The 17569-nt window shown below is 40.3% G+C and carries 14 protein-coding genes; 3 read left to right on the plus strand and 11 right to left on the minus strand.

The annotated features are described in order from the left end of the window. Window positions 1-123: 123 nt before the first annotated feature. Entirely contained in the window at window positions 124-633 is a 510-nt protein-coding gene (locus tag F2B13_RS03250; protein ID WP_149303204.1) for a DUF6155 family protein, read from the minus strand. A 174-nt stretch (window positions 634-807) separates the two neighbouring features. Between F2B13_RS03250 and F2B13_RS03255 the strand changes: the two genes are divergently transcribed. Then, on the plus strand, window positions 808-1671 hold the full coding sequence (locus F2B13_RS03255) for a sigma-70 family RNA polymerase sigma factor (protein ID WP_149275848.1): 864 nt from the start codon (window positions 808-810) through the stop codon (window positions 1669-1671). 787 nt (window positions 1672-2458) lie between these two features. Continuing rightward, a complete protein-coding gene (locus F2B13_RS03260; RefSeq protein WP_149303206.1) occupies window positions 2459-3775 on the plus strand; it encodes a PI-PLC domain-containing protein in 1317 nt (438 codons plus the stop codon). A gap of 121 nt (window positions 3776-3896) precedes the next feature. Here the strand turns inward: F2B13_RS03260 and F2B13_RS03265 are convergent, their stop codons facing one another. From F2B13_RS03265 to F2B13_RS03295, 7 genes are all read right to left on the minus strand, one after another. Further along, a complete protein-coding gene (locus F2B13_RS03265; protein ID WP_198440074.1) occupies window positions 3897-5150 on the minus strand; it encodes a YaiO family outer membrane beta-barrel protein in 1254 nt (417 codons plus the stop codon). Window positions 5151-5239: 89 nt separating this feature from the next. After that, window positions 5240-7618, minus strand: a complete 2379-nt coding sequence (locus F2B13_RS03270; protein WP_149275851.1) for an LTA synthase family protein — start codon at window positions 7616-7618, stop codon at window positions 5240-5242. Between the two features lie 9 nt (window positions 7619-7627). Continuing rightward, entirely contained in the window at window positions 7628-9058 is a 1431-nt protein-coding gene (locus F2B13_RS03275; RefSeq protein WP_149275852.1) for a glycosyltransferase family 2 protein, read from the minus strand. A gap of 1 nt (window position 9059) precedes the next feature. Then, window positions 9060-12143, minus strand: a complete 3084-nt coding sequence (locus F2B13_RS03280) for a HEAT repeat domain-containing protein (protein WP_149303210.1) — start codon at window positions 12141-12143, stop codon at window positions 9060-9062. A 2-nt stretch (window positions 12144-12145) separates the two neighbouring features. Next, window positions 12146-12517 carry a response regulator transcription factor gene (locus tag F2B13_RS03285; RefSeq protein ID WP_149275854.1) on the minus strand — a complete coding sequence of 124 codons (372 nt, stop codon included), beginning with the start codon at window positions 12515-12517 and terminating at the stop codon, window positions 12146-12148. 5 nt (window positions 12518-12522) lie between these two features. Further along, window positions 12523-12939 carry a hypothetical protein gene (locus tag F2B13_RS03290; RefSeq protein WP_149275855.1) on the minus strand — a complete coding sequence of 139 codons (417 nt, stop codon included), beginning with the start codon at window positions 12937-12939 and terminating at the stop codon, window positions 12523-12525. Continuing rightward, window positions 12936-13268, minus strand: a complete 333-nt coding sequence (locus F2B13_RS03295; protein ID WP_149275856.1) for a hypothetical protein — start codon at window positions 13266-13268, stop codon at window positions 12936-12938. Before F2B13_RS03295 ends, F2B13_RS03290 begins: the two co-directional genes overlap by 4 nt. A gap of 204 nt (window positions 13269-13472) precedes the next feature. On the opposite strand from F2B13_RS03295, the gene F2B13_RS03300 reads away from it, so the two are divergent. After that, complete coding sequence (locus F2B13_RS03300; RefSeq protein ID WP_149275857.1) at window positions 13473-14747, plus strand: dipeptidase; 1275 nt, start codon at window positions 13473-13475, stop codon at window positions 14745-14747. 8 nt (window positions 14748-14755) lie between these two features. Here F2B13_RS03300 and F2B13_RS03305 read toward each other — a convergent pair whose 3' ends face one another. The 3 genes from F2B13_RS03305 to F2B13_RS03315 all read right to left on the minus strand — a co-directional run bounded on the left by F2B13_RS03305 (window position 14756) and on the right by F2B13_RS03315 (window position 17489). Continuing rightward, window positions 14756-15151: an acyl-CoA thioesterase gene (locus tag F2B13_RS03305; RefSeq protein WP_149275858.1), complete on the minus strand. Its 396-nt coding sequence runs from the start codon at window positions 15149-15151 to the stop codon at window positions 14756-14758. A 63-nt stretch (window positions 15152-15214) separates the two neighbouring features. Continuing rightward, window positions 15215-16111, minus strand: coding sequence for a DUF72 domain-containing protein (locus F2B13_RS03310; RefSeq protein WP_149275859.1), 897 nt, complete (start codon window positions 16109-16111; stop codon window positions 15215-15217). 25 nt (window positions 16112-16136) lie between these two features. Next, a complete protein-coding gene (locus F2B13_RS03315; RefSeq protein ID WP_149303212.1) occupies window positions 16137-17489 on the minus strand; it encodes an NAD-dependent succinate-semialdehyde dehydrogenase in 1353 nt (450 codons plus the stop codon). Window positions 17490-17569 lie beyond the last annotated feature (80 nt).

A 17569-nucleotide genomic window follows, 5' to 3' on the forward strand; every position in this document is an offset into this window, starting at 1 on the left:
AAAACTAAAGGAAAATTATACTTGTACGAAATATATCTTGGGAAATCCCCAAAAAAGGGTATCCCGAAACCCTTCGACAACCACAATAAAACTCAAAAATTGTAGGCAACTATTTGATAATGATTAATCCACCGCATCAAGGGCATGGGAAAAAGCCTCTTTTAAAGGCCAATTTTGATCTTGCGTTTCTTGGTATATCTGCACAATTCTTTCTTTGTATTCCGATAAGAGGTTGTTGTAGGCTACAAATTGTACCACTTCGTTAAAGGAATTGAGCATACTCTTGTAAAAAGCATCGGGCACATTACGTTCTCTAGAGAATACTTGGGCAACCTCGAGGTTGAAAAGCATTACCTCGGCAATCAGTGGTGCTTCTACACCAAGTTTCAAAAAGTGCTTGATGAATTTTTGGGCCACCGAGCGCCTCGCTTTGGGCTTTCTTCGTTTTACGGGAAAATATTCATTTGAAATCTTGGTCTTTGCTTCCTGTACTAGTTTATCCTCCTTCGGATTAAAAATAAAATCATAATATTCCTTGACTACGGGAAACCTTTCATAAAGGTCCACCAGCTGCTCTTGGAGTGCATCCTTTGGTAATTCGTTCAGGTACTTTTTCAATTGTCTTTTGCTCATGGCGTTTATTTCGTCGAGATGAAATGATCGAAACGACAAATTTATAGGCTCTAGAGGCTATAAATCTTAAACTTCTCATAAAATATGTATAAGATTATTGGCCTCCTTTTGGAAAAGACGGAATAAAGCTGTATAATACTCTCTTGTAGAACTCCAAAAACCCAAAAGTAACATATGAGGCAACTTAAGATAATCAAGCAGGTAACCAACCGGGAATCAAAATCATTGGATAAATACTTGCAGGATATCAGTAAAATCGATTTGATCAATGCGTCCGAGGAAGTAGAACTGGCACAACGAATTCGCGCCGGGGATCAAGTCGCCCTTGAAAAGTTAACGACGGCCAATTTACGGTTTGTGGTATCGGTAGCCAAACAATATCAAAACCAAGGCTTGAAACTGCCCGATTTAATCAACGAAGGAAACTTAGGGCTGGTTAAGGCCGCTAAGCGTTTTGACGAGACGCGGGGATTCAAATTTATTTCCTATGCCGTTTGGTGGATTCGACAATCGATTCTTCAGGCACTTGCGGAGCAATCTCGTGTGGTCCGTCTGCCGCTGAACAAAATTGGATCGATAAACAAGATCAAGAAAACTTTTTCGTATTTAGAACAGGCTCATGAAAGGCCACCTTCCGCCGAAGAAATTGCCAAAGAACTCGAGATGACCGTCAGTGAGGTTAAACAATCGATCAAGAATTCCGGAAGACATGTCTCTATGGATGCCCCACTTCGGGAGGGTGAAGATTCGAATCTATACGATGTACTGCGTTCAGGAGAATCCCCAAGGCCAGATAAAACCCTTATGCAACAGTCGTTGAATACGGAAATTAACAGGGCTCTGGAAACCTTATCCCCAAGGGAGGCGGATGTGGTCAAGCTATATTATGGTATAGGAGACCAACAGTCAATGACCTTGGCCGAAATCGGACAGACCTTTGATTTGACACGTGAACGGGTTCGACAAATTCGTGAAAAGGCGATTCGTAAACTACGTCACAATTCTAGGAGTAAATTGTTGAAGACCTATTTGGGATAAAGCAATATCGTATCTTATACCTATAAATTTAAAAAGCCCGGACTTCATGTCGGGCTTTTTTGTACAACTAATTAACCGCATAGCTCTGGTAGAACGCGTTGCGGAACACTAAGAAAAATTTAACTTGCTGATTTCTTCATTTTTGAGAATTTCATTCAAGCATTCGATAAAATTCATGTACGCAGCATTGTCGGAATTTTGATTTGCCATAATAGTAAGATTTAAAGAGTTCAACTTGGGGTCGAGGTTACATATAATCTAATTCGACTAATTCGTTAATACTTAAGATTTCATTCAGTTCTTGAAGAAAAGATAGATATTCTTCTCCGTAGGTATCGTAAAGCATTGCGGTTATAGGTTAAGTTAATATTTTGATTTGGATCTCAATTATTATGAAGTAAACTTATCGATTAAGGTCTAGGAAAAAAATAAATTGTGGTATAATCTTAGATTATTGTTGTGAAAAACTAATGTGGTGAGGTTACGTTTTTTTGCTTAATCGGGACCATACAGTTTATCCGATTTTATGTACCTTTTATCTTTTACCTTGATATATTGCCGTAAAATAAGCGCTTATAACCTCTGCCAGAAGAGGAGATACAGCCCTAAATGACCTACCTGATGTTTGTTATTTACCTGACCCTTTATACCCTCTTATAAAACGAATCTAAGAAATACAAGAATATTCTTCCAAGGTCTGTCTTCATTGCAATAAGATAGTTGTAAAAACGTTGAATATTTCCATAGGAACCGACAATCCTACCAAGTCGATGGCTAAACGTAACCCATGATAGCACAAGTGAAAACACCCATATTTAAAAATTCAGCAGTCCGACACGTTTTTTTTATACTTGCTCTTGTATTCTCCCCCTTGGGTCAAGCGAATTCCGAAATAGCACCGGCTGATCGTGAAGTAGTGCCCCTCTCCCCCACGATTCTTTTAGAGAGCCACAGTTTCAATGCGAAACAGAGAAGCAGTTTTAGGGTCAACGACCGAACAGAATATATTGAAAGAGGTATTACCCTTTTGCATTTTAATGGCGCTGAAGCATTTGAATATAAAACTTTTGACACCTATGCCGATGAAAAGTCTTGTCATAAGCTCATCGAAGTAATTGCCGAAATGCAAGCCGATCAGGTAGCGTTCGCCATATTGGCACACGATTCCGCTGCGAATGTTATATTACAAGAATCCAAGGCGTTGAAAAATATGGGATTTGAGAAGTTAACGGCTTTAAAGAGTAGACAGGCCTATATTATGTATCTCCAAAATGGCACTATAGTTGAAAAAGTAGACGACCTATCGGCAAAGGCGAGCTTTGACATTCCTGTCGGTGTAGTGAACAACAAAGTTTATTTTCCTAAGATAACCTATGATTTCGAGCCCAGTAACGATCGATATATAGCACACGCAGGAGGGGAAGTAAACGGGGTGAAATCTACGAACACAAGGGACGCCCTAGACCAAAATTACGCCAAAGGGTTTCGTCTTTTCGAATTGGACATCATTAAGACGTCTGATGGAAAATTCGTCGCCGCCCACGATTGGAACATGTGGGCCCGTTTTACCGATTACACGGGTGAATTACCCCCTACCCTAAATGCATTTAATAAAGAGAAGATATACGGAGACTATATGACACTTGATATGGACGGTATCAATCAATGGTTTGAAGCACACCCAGATGCGACCCTGGTCACTGATAAGATAAATGAACCCATAGCTTTTGCCAACGCCTTTGTCGATAAAGAACGATTGATCATGGAACTGTTCAGTGTGATGGCCGTTGAACAAGCCACAAAAAATGGTATTAATGCCATGATTTCGCAAGAACCCTTTTTTGATATCATCGGGGATAAACTCAATTTCCTCAAAATCAACAATGTTAACTATATAGCACTTTCAAGGAGAACCCTTTCAAAACATACCGAACTAATGTTGAAGTTAAAGGAAGCCGGTATTAAAGTATATGTGTATCATGTCAATTTCGATCCGGGAAAGGATGAGAGGTACGTTCAAGAAAATGAAATTGGACTGGTGTATGGTATGTATGCCGATAAATGGATTTTTGAAGGTGTAGAAGGACCTGCTCCCTCTAAATAGATTTCCCTAAGCATGCTGAAACGATACAAAGTAGCATTTCTACAGGAATATTATTTGGCTGGCAAAAACAAGTTGAAATACTAATAAAAAGGGCAACTAGCTCTATGGGTAACACGGCGTATCAAAATTTAACCTGGTAGGTCAACCCTGCCGATACGGCCCAAAAGAAGTTTCCGGAGTCATAGGAGAGCTCTTGTCTTGCTACTCCAATATTTGCCTTGTAGATATTCGGCGCATTTTTTCCCGTAAATTGATACTCGATGCCCAAACGCTGTGATTCTATATATAATAGAGTCTCCGCCAAAAGTTCGTCTCCCGATCGAAGCTGACGTAATTCCGGGGAATATCCCATACCTACGGTGCCTCCTATATAATTTTCGCCATCCCTCAAATACTTTCGCACTAAAAGGTTTCCGGAAAACCGGGTCAGATTATCGGGTCTAGGTGTTATATATGACCTTAGCGAAAAGTAATAGTTGCCTGTATAATATCCCAATGAATTCGTAACTACCCGCACATCCCTACTTTCGAACTTGATATATCGCCCACCCCCTGATAGCTCAATTCCTTTAGGAAGATTGACATATATATCACCTGCCATTTTGTGGGCAGGATAGATGGGGGCGTTAGAATAACCATAATTGAGATAGGCGTATACTTTTCTTGCTAATTTAGGATATAGGGACACGTCGTATTGCAACCCCTGCTGTCCTAGACGGTTACTGTAATTAATAGCTGGTATGATGCTACCCCATTTAGTCTGGTGCTTAAATGCAATATTGGAATATACCATAGGATCATATCGTTGATCGAACACGGTAAAGGAATTTCGAATTCCAAATCGATTTTTTAAAACCTCCTCGTCTAACGGTGTTTTTGGCTTCACTACGGTTTTGACCTCGGTAGTATCGACACTTTCATCCACTTTCTCCATTTTACGGCCTATTCGATTTTCTTTCTCTTGATTATTTTGGTCCACGGCTATGGCCTGGTCATCAAACCAACCATTTTCAGTAAACTCTTGATGTTCTATTCCTTCGAGGGCAATGGTCCTTAATCTTTCAATTTCGCTATTTCCATCAAGATACTTTAATGCTTTGTTGGCCAATCCTAGTGCCGTGGCATAGTTTTTCGTATATAGCTCGTTTTTGATCGATGAAATCCACGCATTTTTATGATCACGTCGTTTCGAAGTAATCAGGTTAAATTCATCCCTAGCCCTGGTATAATCCCCATTCCAACTATATGTACTGGCAAGAAGTGATCGTGCATCCAAATCATCGGGGGTTTTGGAAACCAAATCCAATAAAATCCGCTTTGCAGCTTCCGTCTCTCCATTATAGGCCAACTGAAAGGCATTGTCGTACGAAACCATAGTCTTTTGAGCAGGTTCTATTTCTTGAGCCTTAGCGAGCAAACAGGCTAGCAAAAATATAAATATCGAATATGTAACTCTTGTGAATATCATTTACTGGTTGAAAGGGCAGCAGCGGTTTGGATCGTACGGGGTTTTATAGGAATTCCTTTTTTTCTTGCCTGTCTTTTGGCCCTTGTTATCTTATCGGCAATCTCATTGACACTTGAACTATTCTGTTCAACCAAATCGATCAACTCAAGAGCTTCTTTGGACCTTTCCGACCAGAAGTATACATCGAAGAGTGCCGCATAAGAGTCAATATAGTTAGGGTTCATTTTAATACACTCATTCAAAATTTCTATGGAGGCTTCATAATTGCCACTCCATACATTAACACGGCCCGTTAAGATTTTCGTATCAATATGACTCGGGGCGTTCGACAGGATATATCTACATAACAACAAAGCCTTATCATATTTTTTATCGAAGGCCAAATCACGGGCGATGAAATATCCTTTATCGGAATCTTGGCCATTGTAGACACTATTGATCCAAATGATCTCACTATCGGTAAATTTCTCTTTCTGTACGGCAAAAATGGCCAGACTATCAGGTATGATCTTTCCATTCGATGTCACATATGCATTGATTGACTTGAACCTTTTTAACTTGGCTTCGGCTTTTGAACCTCCAAATGAGCTTCCCAAATCTATGTTTTCATCAATGGTATAGGTACCCCCATCAGAATATAACTTTTCGCCGCTGACAAACTCTTTGAGTTCGTTTTTGTTGCGCATCAAAGGAATGTCCTTGATACTTCTGAATTCTTTGTTCGTATCGAGAGCCTCCCCCATCCAGGCCACTTTCTTTGGCATCTTCAATTCGTATTTACCCGATAACAAGGCCAATATGGTAGGCGTGACATCAAAATGGGAATTAAGGGCGCTCATCTTTCTCGGCGTTTTTAACATCGGGCTAAACATTATTAAAGGCACGTGAAAACGACTCAAATTATTACGCTGAGGTATTGGTATCAGCCTATGGTCTCCCGTAACAATAAAAATGGTATTCTCATAGTTGGGCTGCTTTTTATACGCTTCAAAAACGTACTTCAAGGCATCATCGGTGTAAAGTAAGGTGGCAAAAACATTATCGTTCTTTTCAATAATTTTTTTGGTGGTACCCTCATGAATACCAGTGGCTAAAATTTGTTCAACTTTTTCTTCATATACGTCTTGTTGCGGAGGGATAAATGGCTCATGGGTACTGATTGTCATATACACTTCCATTCGTGGTTGTTCGGCATCCCTGGGTAGGCTCATGCTTTTCTTAAAGAGCTCTTTGTCAGGATACCCCCAAGACGACCCTGCGGCATCCTCTTCCTGCATTTGGTAATTAGTACCGAACCCCGATTTGTCCAATACAAAATCTACGTTCTCACTCTTTAAAAACCTGTCTACATTGTCAAAAGAACTATTGGTTCCTTGATAAAATGAAGTGTGATAGCCATTATTTTTCAAGATGCTGTAGAGCGTGAGCTTGTTTGGGTATTCTTCCAGTTCCATAAAACCACTCTTTCCAAATGGTAATGAGCCTATCAATGATGGTAACACGCCAAAGGTTCTACCCGTATTGCTAAGGCAATTTTCCCAATAGAGGGACTTCGTAGTCAGCTCGTCCAAAAAGGGAGTAAAGCCCCCAAACTCGGCACCTTCGCCAATAAAATCCCTACCCAACCCTTCTACCATAATAAAAACGATATTGGGCTTGTTCTCCTTCAATTCAAAATACTCTCCCAAAACGTTGGCTACCGGCTTTGATTTGATTAAAGGATACTCAACGGTGGAGTCATACGAAGTATCTTCAGTCGTACTCGCATAAAGATTTACGGCAAGGTACTGGATCTTATTCTGGTTTATGGGCTTGCCTTCGGTAAGGAGGGTGGCAATAAAAAGACTGAACATCACAATAGTGAAGGGATACATTCGGCTAATTCTATGGTAGAACTTTGAGGTAATCTTGAATAACCCTACAAATAGTCCCACCATAATGAGTATACCTGCAAAGAGTGAGAGATACATGCCCGTTCCTCCGGAGTTTGCCAAGGTGATCTTAATATCGGAATAGCTATAGCCCAACAAATCGGATCCCAGAGGAACCAAAGTAGTACAATAATACCCTATTAGCATGGCCTCTATGACCAGAAGCAAGGTGAGTATGGTACAAATGAGGTTAAAACCGTACCTAGGCCTAAGATTCTCCCAAAAATTAAAAGGATAAACCAAAATAACGCTAATGATACAGGTAAACCCTATCTGATGTATAAGGGCGAGCAACAAACTGGTACCGAATATACTATCAACGACTCCTTTAAAGTACAGAGTGGTGTATTGAACGATAGATAACACGGCCAACACACCGAAAAATGCGATCATTAATCGGGTATATTGTTTAAGGTTATAACGCTCTTTTTTACTTGTATTCATTTTGTTTTACTATGAAGCTTTGGCAAACCCCCTTCTTACTTGTTGGCCCCAACCTGATTTAATCCTGAATAGTTTTTTATAATTCCCTCGAACCGCTGCATATATGATGATTGGATGAAACACGAAGGGTTCTATCAGGGCACAAGCCATCAAGATCAAGATATCTTTGGTTTTTTTATACTCATTATAGGAATAGACTTCCCATAGAATGGCATAAAATGAGAACATAATGGAAAAGAGATAAACGGCTACTGTAATCGCTATGAAAAAATTCCAGTTGAGAATCCCCAAATAGGCAAAAAGGATCACCGTGAAAAAACCAAAAAATTCCAAAAGCGGAGCAAGCCATTCATAGAAAAACCAGTAAGGATAACTGAGCAGACCCAATCTGCCAAACTTCGAGTTGAAGAACATATCTTTATGCTTGAACAAGGTCTCAAGGTTGCCCCGGGCCCACCTATCACGTTGATTCATCAATATCTTTAGATCTTCCGGCACTTCGGTCCAGCATAACGGGTCAGGCATATACTCAATGGTATAAGGCTCTCTTCTCTCGTGCATTAACCGCCTCATCTTAAAAACGATTTCCATATCTTCACCCACGGTGTTGGTGTCGTATCCTCCGGCCTCAAGGGCTATTTCCCGATCAAAAAAGCCAAAGGCCCCTGAGATAATCAACAAACTGTCTATACGGCCCCAGGCCATTCTCCCGAGAATGAAAGAACGGGTATATTCAAGGAGCTGAAATCTTGCCAACCAGTTTTTAGGCAGGCGTATCTCTTCAAGTTGCCCACCTTGAATTACACAAGAATTTGCAATTCGTATTACACCTCCTACCGCGATAACCCTCTTTTCCGAACGCTGATAAAAAGACTTTACCACATGCAAAAGGGCATCTGGTAGCAAAAGACAGTCTACATCGATGCAACCCACATAGCGGTTCGTTGAAAGAGCCATTCCAGTGTTCAATGCGTCGGATTTTCCGCCGTTCAATTTGTCGATTACCGTAAGTTTTGCAAAGGCCCGATGTGGAGATTTATAAATTCCCCTGATAGGCTTACTCTTCCAATTTGGGTCGGCCTGATAAGGTATTCGTTCCAGATCATAGGCTTCTATCATCTTTTGCAGTGTATCATCGGTACTGCCATCGTTAACGACCATTACCTCGTAGTTAACATAGCGGAGGGACATGAGTGAACGGATATTTTCAACAATGGTCAGCCCTTCATTATAGGCCGGTGCAATAATCGTTATAGAAGGTGACAAGGGCGACGCCATTATTTTTGAAATATCCCCAAAACTATTCTTCTTGCGATAATGGATAGAATTACGGGTAGAGAGGTACCCCATGAAACTGAACAACGTGAACAATACCACCGTAAATACCAGAAATACGAGATTAATATATTCAAGGGCGATATGAAACGCTTCACTATCCATTCTACTTACCCCTCATCTTTTTTGGAAAAGTTCGTAATTGTGATAGAATATTCTTCTCATCGGGCGATACTACGATCATTTCAACCGGTAAGTTCATGATATTTTCATCTAATTCGGCTTCTCCTTCCTGCAAAAGCTCGAAATCGATTTCAAAAATTTCGCTTTTCGGCGAAGGTTCTATTTCCATATTGTCCAACAACTTTTGATAGCTTCGGTTATCGGCCATCTTGTCGATTGGTTCCACTTCCTCACTAATATCTATCCACTGTCTTTCCGCACCTAAAGGTTCGATACCTGACTCTATGGTTTTCGGTACATTTTTAGAAAGCTTTTCGATTAATTGTTTTAGAACAATACTTGCTTTTTTACGTATTTTCTCATTAGGGTCCTCAAGTAGACCATCCAAAAACTCTATTTCCTTGTGATCTCCCACGTGCACGACCTCGTCAAGTAGAATAAGTTTCGATTCCACATCTAAATTTTTGAACAAATCGGCAAAGACACTGAAAAACGGCAACATTTTGGGTGGATCGACTTCATTCTTTCCAGTCATTTCATAAGGCTTCGTAAAGCGATCGATAAGGCGCTGAATCCTGTCTTTGACGAAAGCCTTGTTTTCCTGTTCCAAAAGCTCCTTTAAAAATGGTACTTCCCGATGGTCGCCCAAGTCTTCAAGATCATCGAGTAAACCCATCATATAATGCTCATGCTCATCGTAATACACAGGTTCAGGTATCAAATGTATTACCCCCTCTCCTGGCTCGTCTTGGCTAAGGTCTTCGTAAACCACTTTTATTTCTCTGAGTTCATTGACTGACATCAGCCAGGAAATCACATCCTCCTCCTTGTCTGAGGCGCTATTTATATCGGAGTCTGCAGATATTTTAGGTTCTTCGACAGTTTTATCATCCTTAGGAATTTTGACAAATTCTTTAGCTTTTTCAAAAGCGACCTCAAAATCGGCTAAGGTAAAGCCATCGATTCCCTTTTCTTTCTCATCAGTGCTAAGTGCCTCCCCGTCTTCAGCTTTCGTATCAGTGACCAAGGGCAAAAAATCCAATTTTTCAATTTCATCGATAAACTTTCCATCGGTAGCAATAGAGGCTTCCGCCTCCTCCATTTTAATACCAACATCTAAGGAAGCCTCTCCAAAACCACCGGATATAGTGATTTTAGGATTCGTTTCTTTATCCTCTTCATTATCGGTTACAATTGGAAGAAAAGCTATTTCGCTAATATCAAAGTCCAATGATTTTTGTGGTGGACGGGAAATTTCATTCTCGGGAATTATTTCTTCGAATTCAACTTCAAAATGGCTAATGTTTTTTTCAGACTCTTGTGAATTTTCCATGGACGGATCTTTACTTATTATTTTGGTAGATGAGGGTTCATTATCGGTAACAATTGGAAGAAATTCAACGCTTAAAGAAAAAGGTTCGGTATCTATATCAAGATCGTCTTCCGAACCTACCTCTTCCTGTTCCATCGAGCGGGGTGTTAGGCTATTATCTTCTAGGTGGTAATTTTCTTCACTCGTATCTAATTCAGGGGCCATATTCAGTTCTGGCACCACTTCAGGTACTTCGGGTACGGCATTGCACACGTTTTCTTCATTAATTTCGGAAGGTTCGGTAGCCAGAAGCTCAGATACCATTCGCTCTTCATCTTCTACAACATCTTCCATCGCCCCCGTCACTTTGTCTTCTTGCTGAACACCGATACCCTGTTGTTCAATATCGAGTTCATCAGGTTTTGATGCCATGTCCGAATCCATTACATCGGGATCAGCTGGGCCGTCTATACTACTTTCATCGGCTATATCGCTTAAAGTACTTTGGCTTTCAGACGGAAGTGGTTTCAAAGTTTCGGTATCTCGGTTATGATCTTCGCTATCAAACTCGTTTGTATGGCCCTCAGACTGGTCTTGTTCTGGTTTTCCATCTTCCTTAAAAGACCTATCGTCAGTCGAAATACTATTTTTTTGCACAGAAAATCCAGCCGGTATATCCAAATCTTCGATACCCTTTGTAGGCATTATAGTATCTGGAGCAATAACGTTAATAGCGTAAAGCGCCTTGCTCTTAATGGAAAAATTGCCGGAGTTTTGCGCTACCTCCTTTAAGAATTCAATATCGGACTCCGTACCCAATTCGGAAATCGTATCAAGTATGGCAATTTTTACGTCAAGATTCCCCTTCCAAAAAACCTGTTTAAGCACGGGTAGTGAATCCACCACGTGAAATTCCTTGATACAACCAATGGCCTCTTGTTTGATTTGATTATTTCGATGCTTTACAAGCTCAATAAGTGCATTTTTTGCATCGTTTTGATGGTAATATTTAATTGCCCTCAACGCAAAAAGAACCACATGCCTATTGGTTGAGGTAAGCCAGTTTTTGAAACGTGGCGGGGTATAATTTTCCTGATTTCGAATGACGTCCAAAAGTTTAAGTTGCTGCCATTCTGAGATTTTATATTTAGTCGAATCTAAAAAATAATTGATTCCTTCTGGTTTGAGGGTGACCGTAGCTATTTCGGCTTGCTTACGGATCGTGCTTCGTTTATCATTGATAAATTTAATGATGAAAGAATAGGCCGATTCGACGTTCATCTCGGTTAGCTCCAAAATTCCCTTGGAAACAAGTTCCCAACGCCAACTCTCTAGTTTTCGGAAAGCATCCTTTTCCAAACCAAGATCTTGGTAAAGATCGAACAACTTCCTTTGGGTATCCCCGGAAACGTCCTTTCTCAGGTCAAGTAAGATCTCGGTGAGCACCTTCCTATCGAAATCGACTTTTAAGAGTTCACGGATTTCTATTTTGAGATTGATGTAGTTTGATTTTTCATTTCTATCCCCACCTTCTTCGTAAAAAAGGAACTCGCTGACCATGGGAGCCAGCTCACTTTTTTTTTGTTTGATACGATTGGCGACCACCGCTATTCTATTTCGAAAAATGAACACAGAAATTAGATAGAGCACTGCAAGTAGTACAAAAATTGCACTTAGCGTCCATAATAGATCTGTATCCACCTCGGGTACGGTTACCCAGACAAGACTTCGATATGTGAGACGCTGTTTTAGCAAATTCAGGTTTTGTTCAATTCACGGGCCACTCGAACCAGTAGTTCAGAAGGACTGACGGGTTTGGAAATGAAATCGTTGGCCCCTAATTCGAATGCATTTAAAACATTCTCCTCGTTACCAGCTGACGATATAATAATGATGGGAATATTTAAGTTAAGCTCTTGACGAACATATGCAATTAACTCAATGCCAGAAAAATAAGGCATCATAATATCACTAATAATGATGTCAGGGGTGTATCGTGACAGATATTCCTTTACCTGTTTTCCATCGGCGCTTAAACTCACCTCGTAACCTCCCTTTTGTAATCGAAAGTTCAGTAACGAAGCTAGAAGCTCATCATCTTCGGCCAATAGAAGTCTTTTTTTCTGCATAGAACCTATTGCTTTTGCAGTTTCTTAAATGCGTCGTCAATCGCCGTTTTTACCAAGGGGTACTCCACAGTAAAACAATCGAAAAGAAACTGAAGGTGTTTCGCATCCCTATCATTTTTACAGCAATTTTCGATCTGCACTACGATGGAATGGAGGCTATATGTTTGCATCATGGCAAGGCCCGCTTTCATTTTATGTGCGGCTAGCCCCATTTGGTAAAAATCAGTTGTTTGCAAGCAAATTTTTCCTATTCCGATGAACTCAAGGGCATTTTTTTCATAGAGTGTGATAAGTTCGGCCAATAGATCATCGCTGCCCATGCATTCTTCGTGTATGGGGCTCAAGTCGATTTCTTCTAGGGTTCCTAATTGACGTAATATAGATTCGCTGACAAGCATTCTTGCCTTTTTATCTGTTTTCATTTGAGATCGATTTTGAGAGATTCAAGTAGCGACGTATAGGCGTCAAAGTGTTCTATTATCGCATTATATATTTCTGCAGTCAAAATAACCGATGACTGATCGGCATCATTAAACGTGTCATCTATAAAGGTTTCGGATACTTCTGAAAAATTATCCGAATGGCCCGATTCATTCTCCTTTTTGGCCAGTTGCAAAAACAAATTTTGCTTAAAGGACACAAAAGACTTTTGAACCAGTGAAGCTTCATTGGAATTGAGTTCTTCAAAAGAGAACTTTTTCAGCAGGTTTTCTACCCGTGAAATTTGAAGTAGTAGGTGTTTTGTTTTCAATTTGGGGAAATTGATTAGATTCAATATGCTTGGATACAGCTAAATTTCAGATTTCAGCTTTTCAAGATTCAGTAATTTTCTCTATTGTAATTTCAATTTTGATTATAAAAATCCACTTTTAACCAAGAGTTTACAATTAATTGTTACCTAGGGTACCATATCTGTTGTCAAAGTGCTTTATTTGTAGGTATATACATTCAAAAAATGAAGCAGTTAGTCTATTTAATCGGTCTTTTGGCGATAATCTCATGTAAGGAAAATTTATCGAAACCCGACGTATCTCCCGAAAAAACAGCCAGACAGATACATGAAGAAATAATTACTATCGATACCCATAACGATATTGATATCAGCAACTTCACAGATAGCATCAATTACAAGCAACGTTTAGAAACGCAGGTCAATCTACCAAAGATGAAAGAGGGAGGTCTTGACGTTACTTGGCTCATCGTTTATACGGGCCAGGATTCTTTAACTCCATATGGTTATACTCAGGCCGAAGAAAATGCTATGTCTAAGTTTGCGGCTATCCATAGACTCTGTGAGGATATCGCCCCTAACGAGATTACGCTTGCCCTCAATAGCGACGATGTTCGACGTATCGATGAAAAGGGTCAAAAAATTGCTATGATCGGTGTTGAGAATGCGTATCCGATGGGACTGGATCTATCAAATTTCGAAAAATATCATGCCCTGGGTGCCCGCTATATTTCTTTGGCCCACAATGGCCATAGCCAGTTTTGTGATTCCCATACGGGGGAGCAGGAAGGATTCTTATACAATGGTTTAAGTGATTTAGGCAAAAGTGCTGTATTAGAGATGAATAGACTGGGAATTATGATAGATGTTTCTCACATATCCAGAGATGCTATGCTACAGATCATTTCACTCTCAAGTGCGCCGATAATCGCATCGCATTCATCTGCTCGTGGCCTCTGCAATCATAGCAGAAATCTTGATGACGAGCAATTGAAGGCCTTAAAAAAAAATGGAGGCGTGGTACAAACGGTAGCGTTCGGCGGTTATTTGAACACCAAGAAAGATTCGTTGCGTACCAGTTACACCAAATCTATTTACGAACATGTAGCAGATTCTTTGGGCGTCAACTGGTATGATATTGAAGATTTTAATTCTCTTACCCGCCAAGAACAACAGGAATTTGAAAAAAACTATTCTAAGGTAAAGGTCATTGCCGAAGAAATGGCCTCAAAACGAAAAGACGCCCCTGAACCTGTAGGGGTAACTGATCTTATTGACCATGTGGATTATATGGTCAATCTTATCGGGATAGATCATGTGGGCATAAGTTCGGATTTTGACGGCGGTGGAGGCATCGCGGGCTGGTCAGACGCATCAGAAACCTTCAACGTTACCCAAGAACTATTACATAGAGGGTATACTGAGGAAGAAATCGCAAAACTTTGGGGAGGTAATCTGCTACGGGTCTTAGACGAAGTGCAGGCCCTGGCAAAGAAGTAACTACAAGATTAATCTTCGTTTGCGAGTCGATCTTTTACGTATTCGACCTTCGTTTTTCCATGCGAAGCCGGTTTCCCGTTGGCACCTAGATTAACCATAATAATGTTATCGACCGTTACAATGGTCTCGTGGGTCATTTTATTACGCACCTCACAGTTGAGCGTTAACGATGTTTTCCCAAACTTTACTACTTCTATTCCTATTTCAACAATATCGCCCTGCTTGGCGGTACTCATGAAATTGATTTCGGACATATATTTGGTAACGATTTTTTTGCTCTCAAGCTGTATAATGCTATATAAAGCCGCTTCTTCATCGATCCAAGCTAAAACGCGACCACCAAAAAGTGTTTCATTTGCATTCAGGTCCTCGGGCTTTACCCATTTTCTAGTATGAAATCTCATAACTCTCCCAGTTTTGATATATTTTATACAAACTACCCTACAAAATTAGGGAAGAAATATCCCTTAAAACAGACTACTCGAAGAATCATGGAGCGTTTTCGGAATTTTAAGATTTGTACCTAGTTTTTCGTTCAATTTTTCAATAAAACGCACGGATAATAGCGGAGATTCCAATTCCATATTTTGATGTACGAAAAAATGGATGTTTCGCAATCCCTTTTCTTTCCATATTTCTAAACGTTCGACCCAATCATCTAAACGCGCGTAGTCGCTTGGGTGATTAGCTCCGACATACCTGATAAAAGCTTCGTTCTTCGTGAGGCGCATGTGCATAATATCTCTTCTTCCAGCGGTATCTACCAATATATTGGAAATACCGTTTTCCTCCAGTAGATGATAGAGTTCTTGGGCAACTTTTGGATCGTTAAACCAGTCTGTATGTCTAAATTCCATGGCTAAGGGGAACTCCTTCGGCCAATATTCAACGAAGCGCACTACCCTATCCCAATTTTTAGGCGCAAAATTGTTGTGCATCTGTAGAAAGATTGTTCCCAACTTTTCTTTTAAATTGGAAGTGACTTCAAGATATCGGTCTACTATGGGATAAACGGCTTCATTCAAGCGTCTTAAATGACTTATGTCATTTGCCACTTTTGGAAAGAATTTAAAATCATTGGGGGTTTTATCATACCATTTTTCATATTGCTCGGCCGGAAAAATTCGGTAGAAGGTAGCATTAAGCTCGATGCTATTGAACTGGGTGGAATAATAAACAAGTTCATCCTTAGTACCCCTCGGATAAAAGTTTTTAAGGTCTTTTCGGTTCCACTTGGCACAACCCACATGTACTTTCAGAGGCTCATTAGATGAAGTTTTACGCAAGACAACCTCTGTTTCAGCGTGGTCTTCCGGAATGGTGAAATCTACGAGTTCTGGTTGCTCTACTTTTCCAAATTTCATTCTTATTTCCTTTAATTTCTTATCATTATTGTATATATACTGTTTTTTTGTTCATGAATTCCTTGATACCGTGCGAAGAAAGTTCCCTTCCATATCCAGATATTTTAACCCCACCAAAGGGCAATCTCGGATCGCTCTTCACTAATTCATTAACGAAAACTGCACCCTCGTCAAATTGGGGAATCAGTTTTTTGGCTCGCTCCCTATCTTTTGTAAATATAGAAACGCCCAAACCGAAATCAGACGCGTTGGAAAGGCTCACCGCCTCTTCATCGGTACTAAATGTAGTGACTCCAATCACCGGACCAAAGGTTTCCTGATAAAAAACGGGCATCTTGGGGCTTACATCGCATAATATGGTCGGTTCGAAATAAGTACCCGCTCTCTTACCTCCTAAGATAACGGTCGCTCCCATAGCTACCGAGTCGTTCACTTGCTCCTCTAAATCCTTGGCCAAATCTTCGCGGGCCAAGACCCCGATATAGGTGTCATCGTCCATCGGATCCCCACTTTTTAGTTCACTTACTTGAGTAACGAATTTTTCCAAGAAATCATCTTTGATTACGGTGTGTAGTAGAAGTCGCTTTCCTGCGATACAACTTTGGCCGGTATTCTGAAAACGAGCGTTTAGGCAGGTAGTCACAGCGGCATCGATATCAGCATCTTCAAAAACGATAAGGGCATTGCTCCCTCCTAGCTCCAATACTGTTTTTTTGATATGTTCCCCTGCTTTCGATGCCACCGATGCTCCTGCCGGCTTACTACCTGTAAGGGTAACCGCTTTAATGTGTTCGTGTTCAATTAGGGGAGCAATTTTATCACTACTCAATACCAGATTTTGAAAGCATCCTTCGGGAAAACCTGCCAAAGTAAAAATCTCTTGAATCATTTGGGCCGATTTCATCACATTTGAGGCATGTTTAAGAACACCGACATTACCTGCCATTAGATTTGGTGCGGCAAAACGGAATACCTGCCAAAATGGATAGTTCCAAGGCATCACCGCCAAAATAACTCCCAAAGGCTCATAGTATACATAACTTTCTGAGGCATCGGTCTTGATATTTTCTTCCTCTAATTGTTTTTTACCGTGCTCAGCGTAGTATTCACAGACCCAAGCACATTTTTCTACCTCTGCTACAGACTGGGTAATGGGTTTGCCCATTTCCTTCGTGATGATCTCCCCATATTTCCGTGCCTGCGCTTTAAGCTCCCTAGCGGTATTTAATAGGAGTTCCGACCGTTCTTCGAAGGACGTTTTTTTCCATTTAAGATAGCATTCATGTGAAAGTTTAACCTTTGAATGCAACTCTTTGTTATTCAATTCTTTAAAAGAATGTAATTTTTCACCATTATATGGATTAATAGATGTTTTCATAATGTAACTCCTGTTTGTATTAAAGCTAGGAATTACAACTTGGAAAGGAAAATCGTTAAGATGAATTTAACGCTATCTCG

It is taken from the genome of Pareuzebyella sediminis (assembly GCF_008367235.1).
Classification (GTDB): domain Bacteria; phylum Bacteroidota; class Bacteroidia; order Flavobacteriales; family Flavobacteriaceae; genus Pareuzebyella; species Pareuzebyella sediminis.

What these genes read in the sequence shown, in the direction of transcription:
- F2B13_RS03250 (WP_149303204.1), bottom strand. Translation starts at nt 633, where the DNA reads ATGAGCAAAAGACAATTGAAAAAGTACCTGAACGAATTACCAAAGGAT.
- F2B13_RS03255 (WP_149275848.1), top strand. Translation starts at nt 808, where the DNA reads ATGAGGCAACTTAAGATAATCAAGCAGGTAACCAACCGGGAATCAAAA.
- F2B13_RS03260 (WP_149303206.1), top strand. Translation starts at nt 2,459, where the DNA reads ATGATAGCACAAGTGAAAACACCCATATTTAAAAATTCAGCAGTCCGA.
- F2B13_RS03265 (WP_198440074.1), bottom strand. Translation starts at nt 5,150, where the DNA reads ATGGTTTCGTACGACAATGCCTTTCAGTTGGCCTATAATGGAGAGACG.
- F2B13_RS03270 (WP_149275851.1), bottom strand. Translation starts at nt 7,618, where the DNA reads ATGAATACAAGTAAAAAAGAGCGTTATAACCTTAAACAATATACCCGA.
- F2B13_RS03275 (WP_149275852.1), bottom strand. Translation starts at nt 9,058, where the DNA reads ATGGATAGTGAAGCGTTTCATATCGCCCTTGAATATATTAATCTCGTA.
- F2B13_RS03285 (WP_149275854.1), bottom strand. Translation starts at nt 12,517, where the DNA reads ATGCAGAAAAAAAGACTTCTATTGGCCGAAGATGATGAGCTTCTAGCT.
- F2B13_RS03290 (WP_149275855.1), bottom strand. Translation starts at nt 12,939, where the DNA reads ATGAAAACAGATAAAAAGGCAAGAATGCTTGTCAGCGAATCTATATTA.
- F2B13_RS03300 (WP_149275857.1), top strand. Translation starts at nt 13,473, where the DNA reads ATGAAGCAGTTAGTCTATTTAATCGGTCTTTTGGCGATAATCTCATGT.
- F2B13_RS03305 (WP_149275858.1), bottom strand. Translation starts at nt 15,151, where the DNA reads ATGAGATTTCATACTAGAAAATGGGTAAAGCCCGAGGACCTGAATGCA.
- F2B13_RS03310 (WP_149275859.1), bottom strand. Translation starts at nt 16,111, where the DNA reads ATGAAATTTGGAAAAGTAGAGCAACCAGAACTCGTAGATTTCACCATT.
- F2B13_RS03315 (WP_149303212.1), bottom strand. Translation starts at nt 17,489, where the DNA reads ATGAAAACATCTATTAATCCATATAATGGTGAAAAATTACATTCTTTT.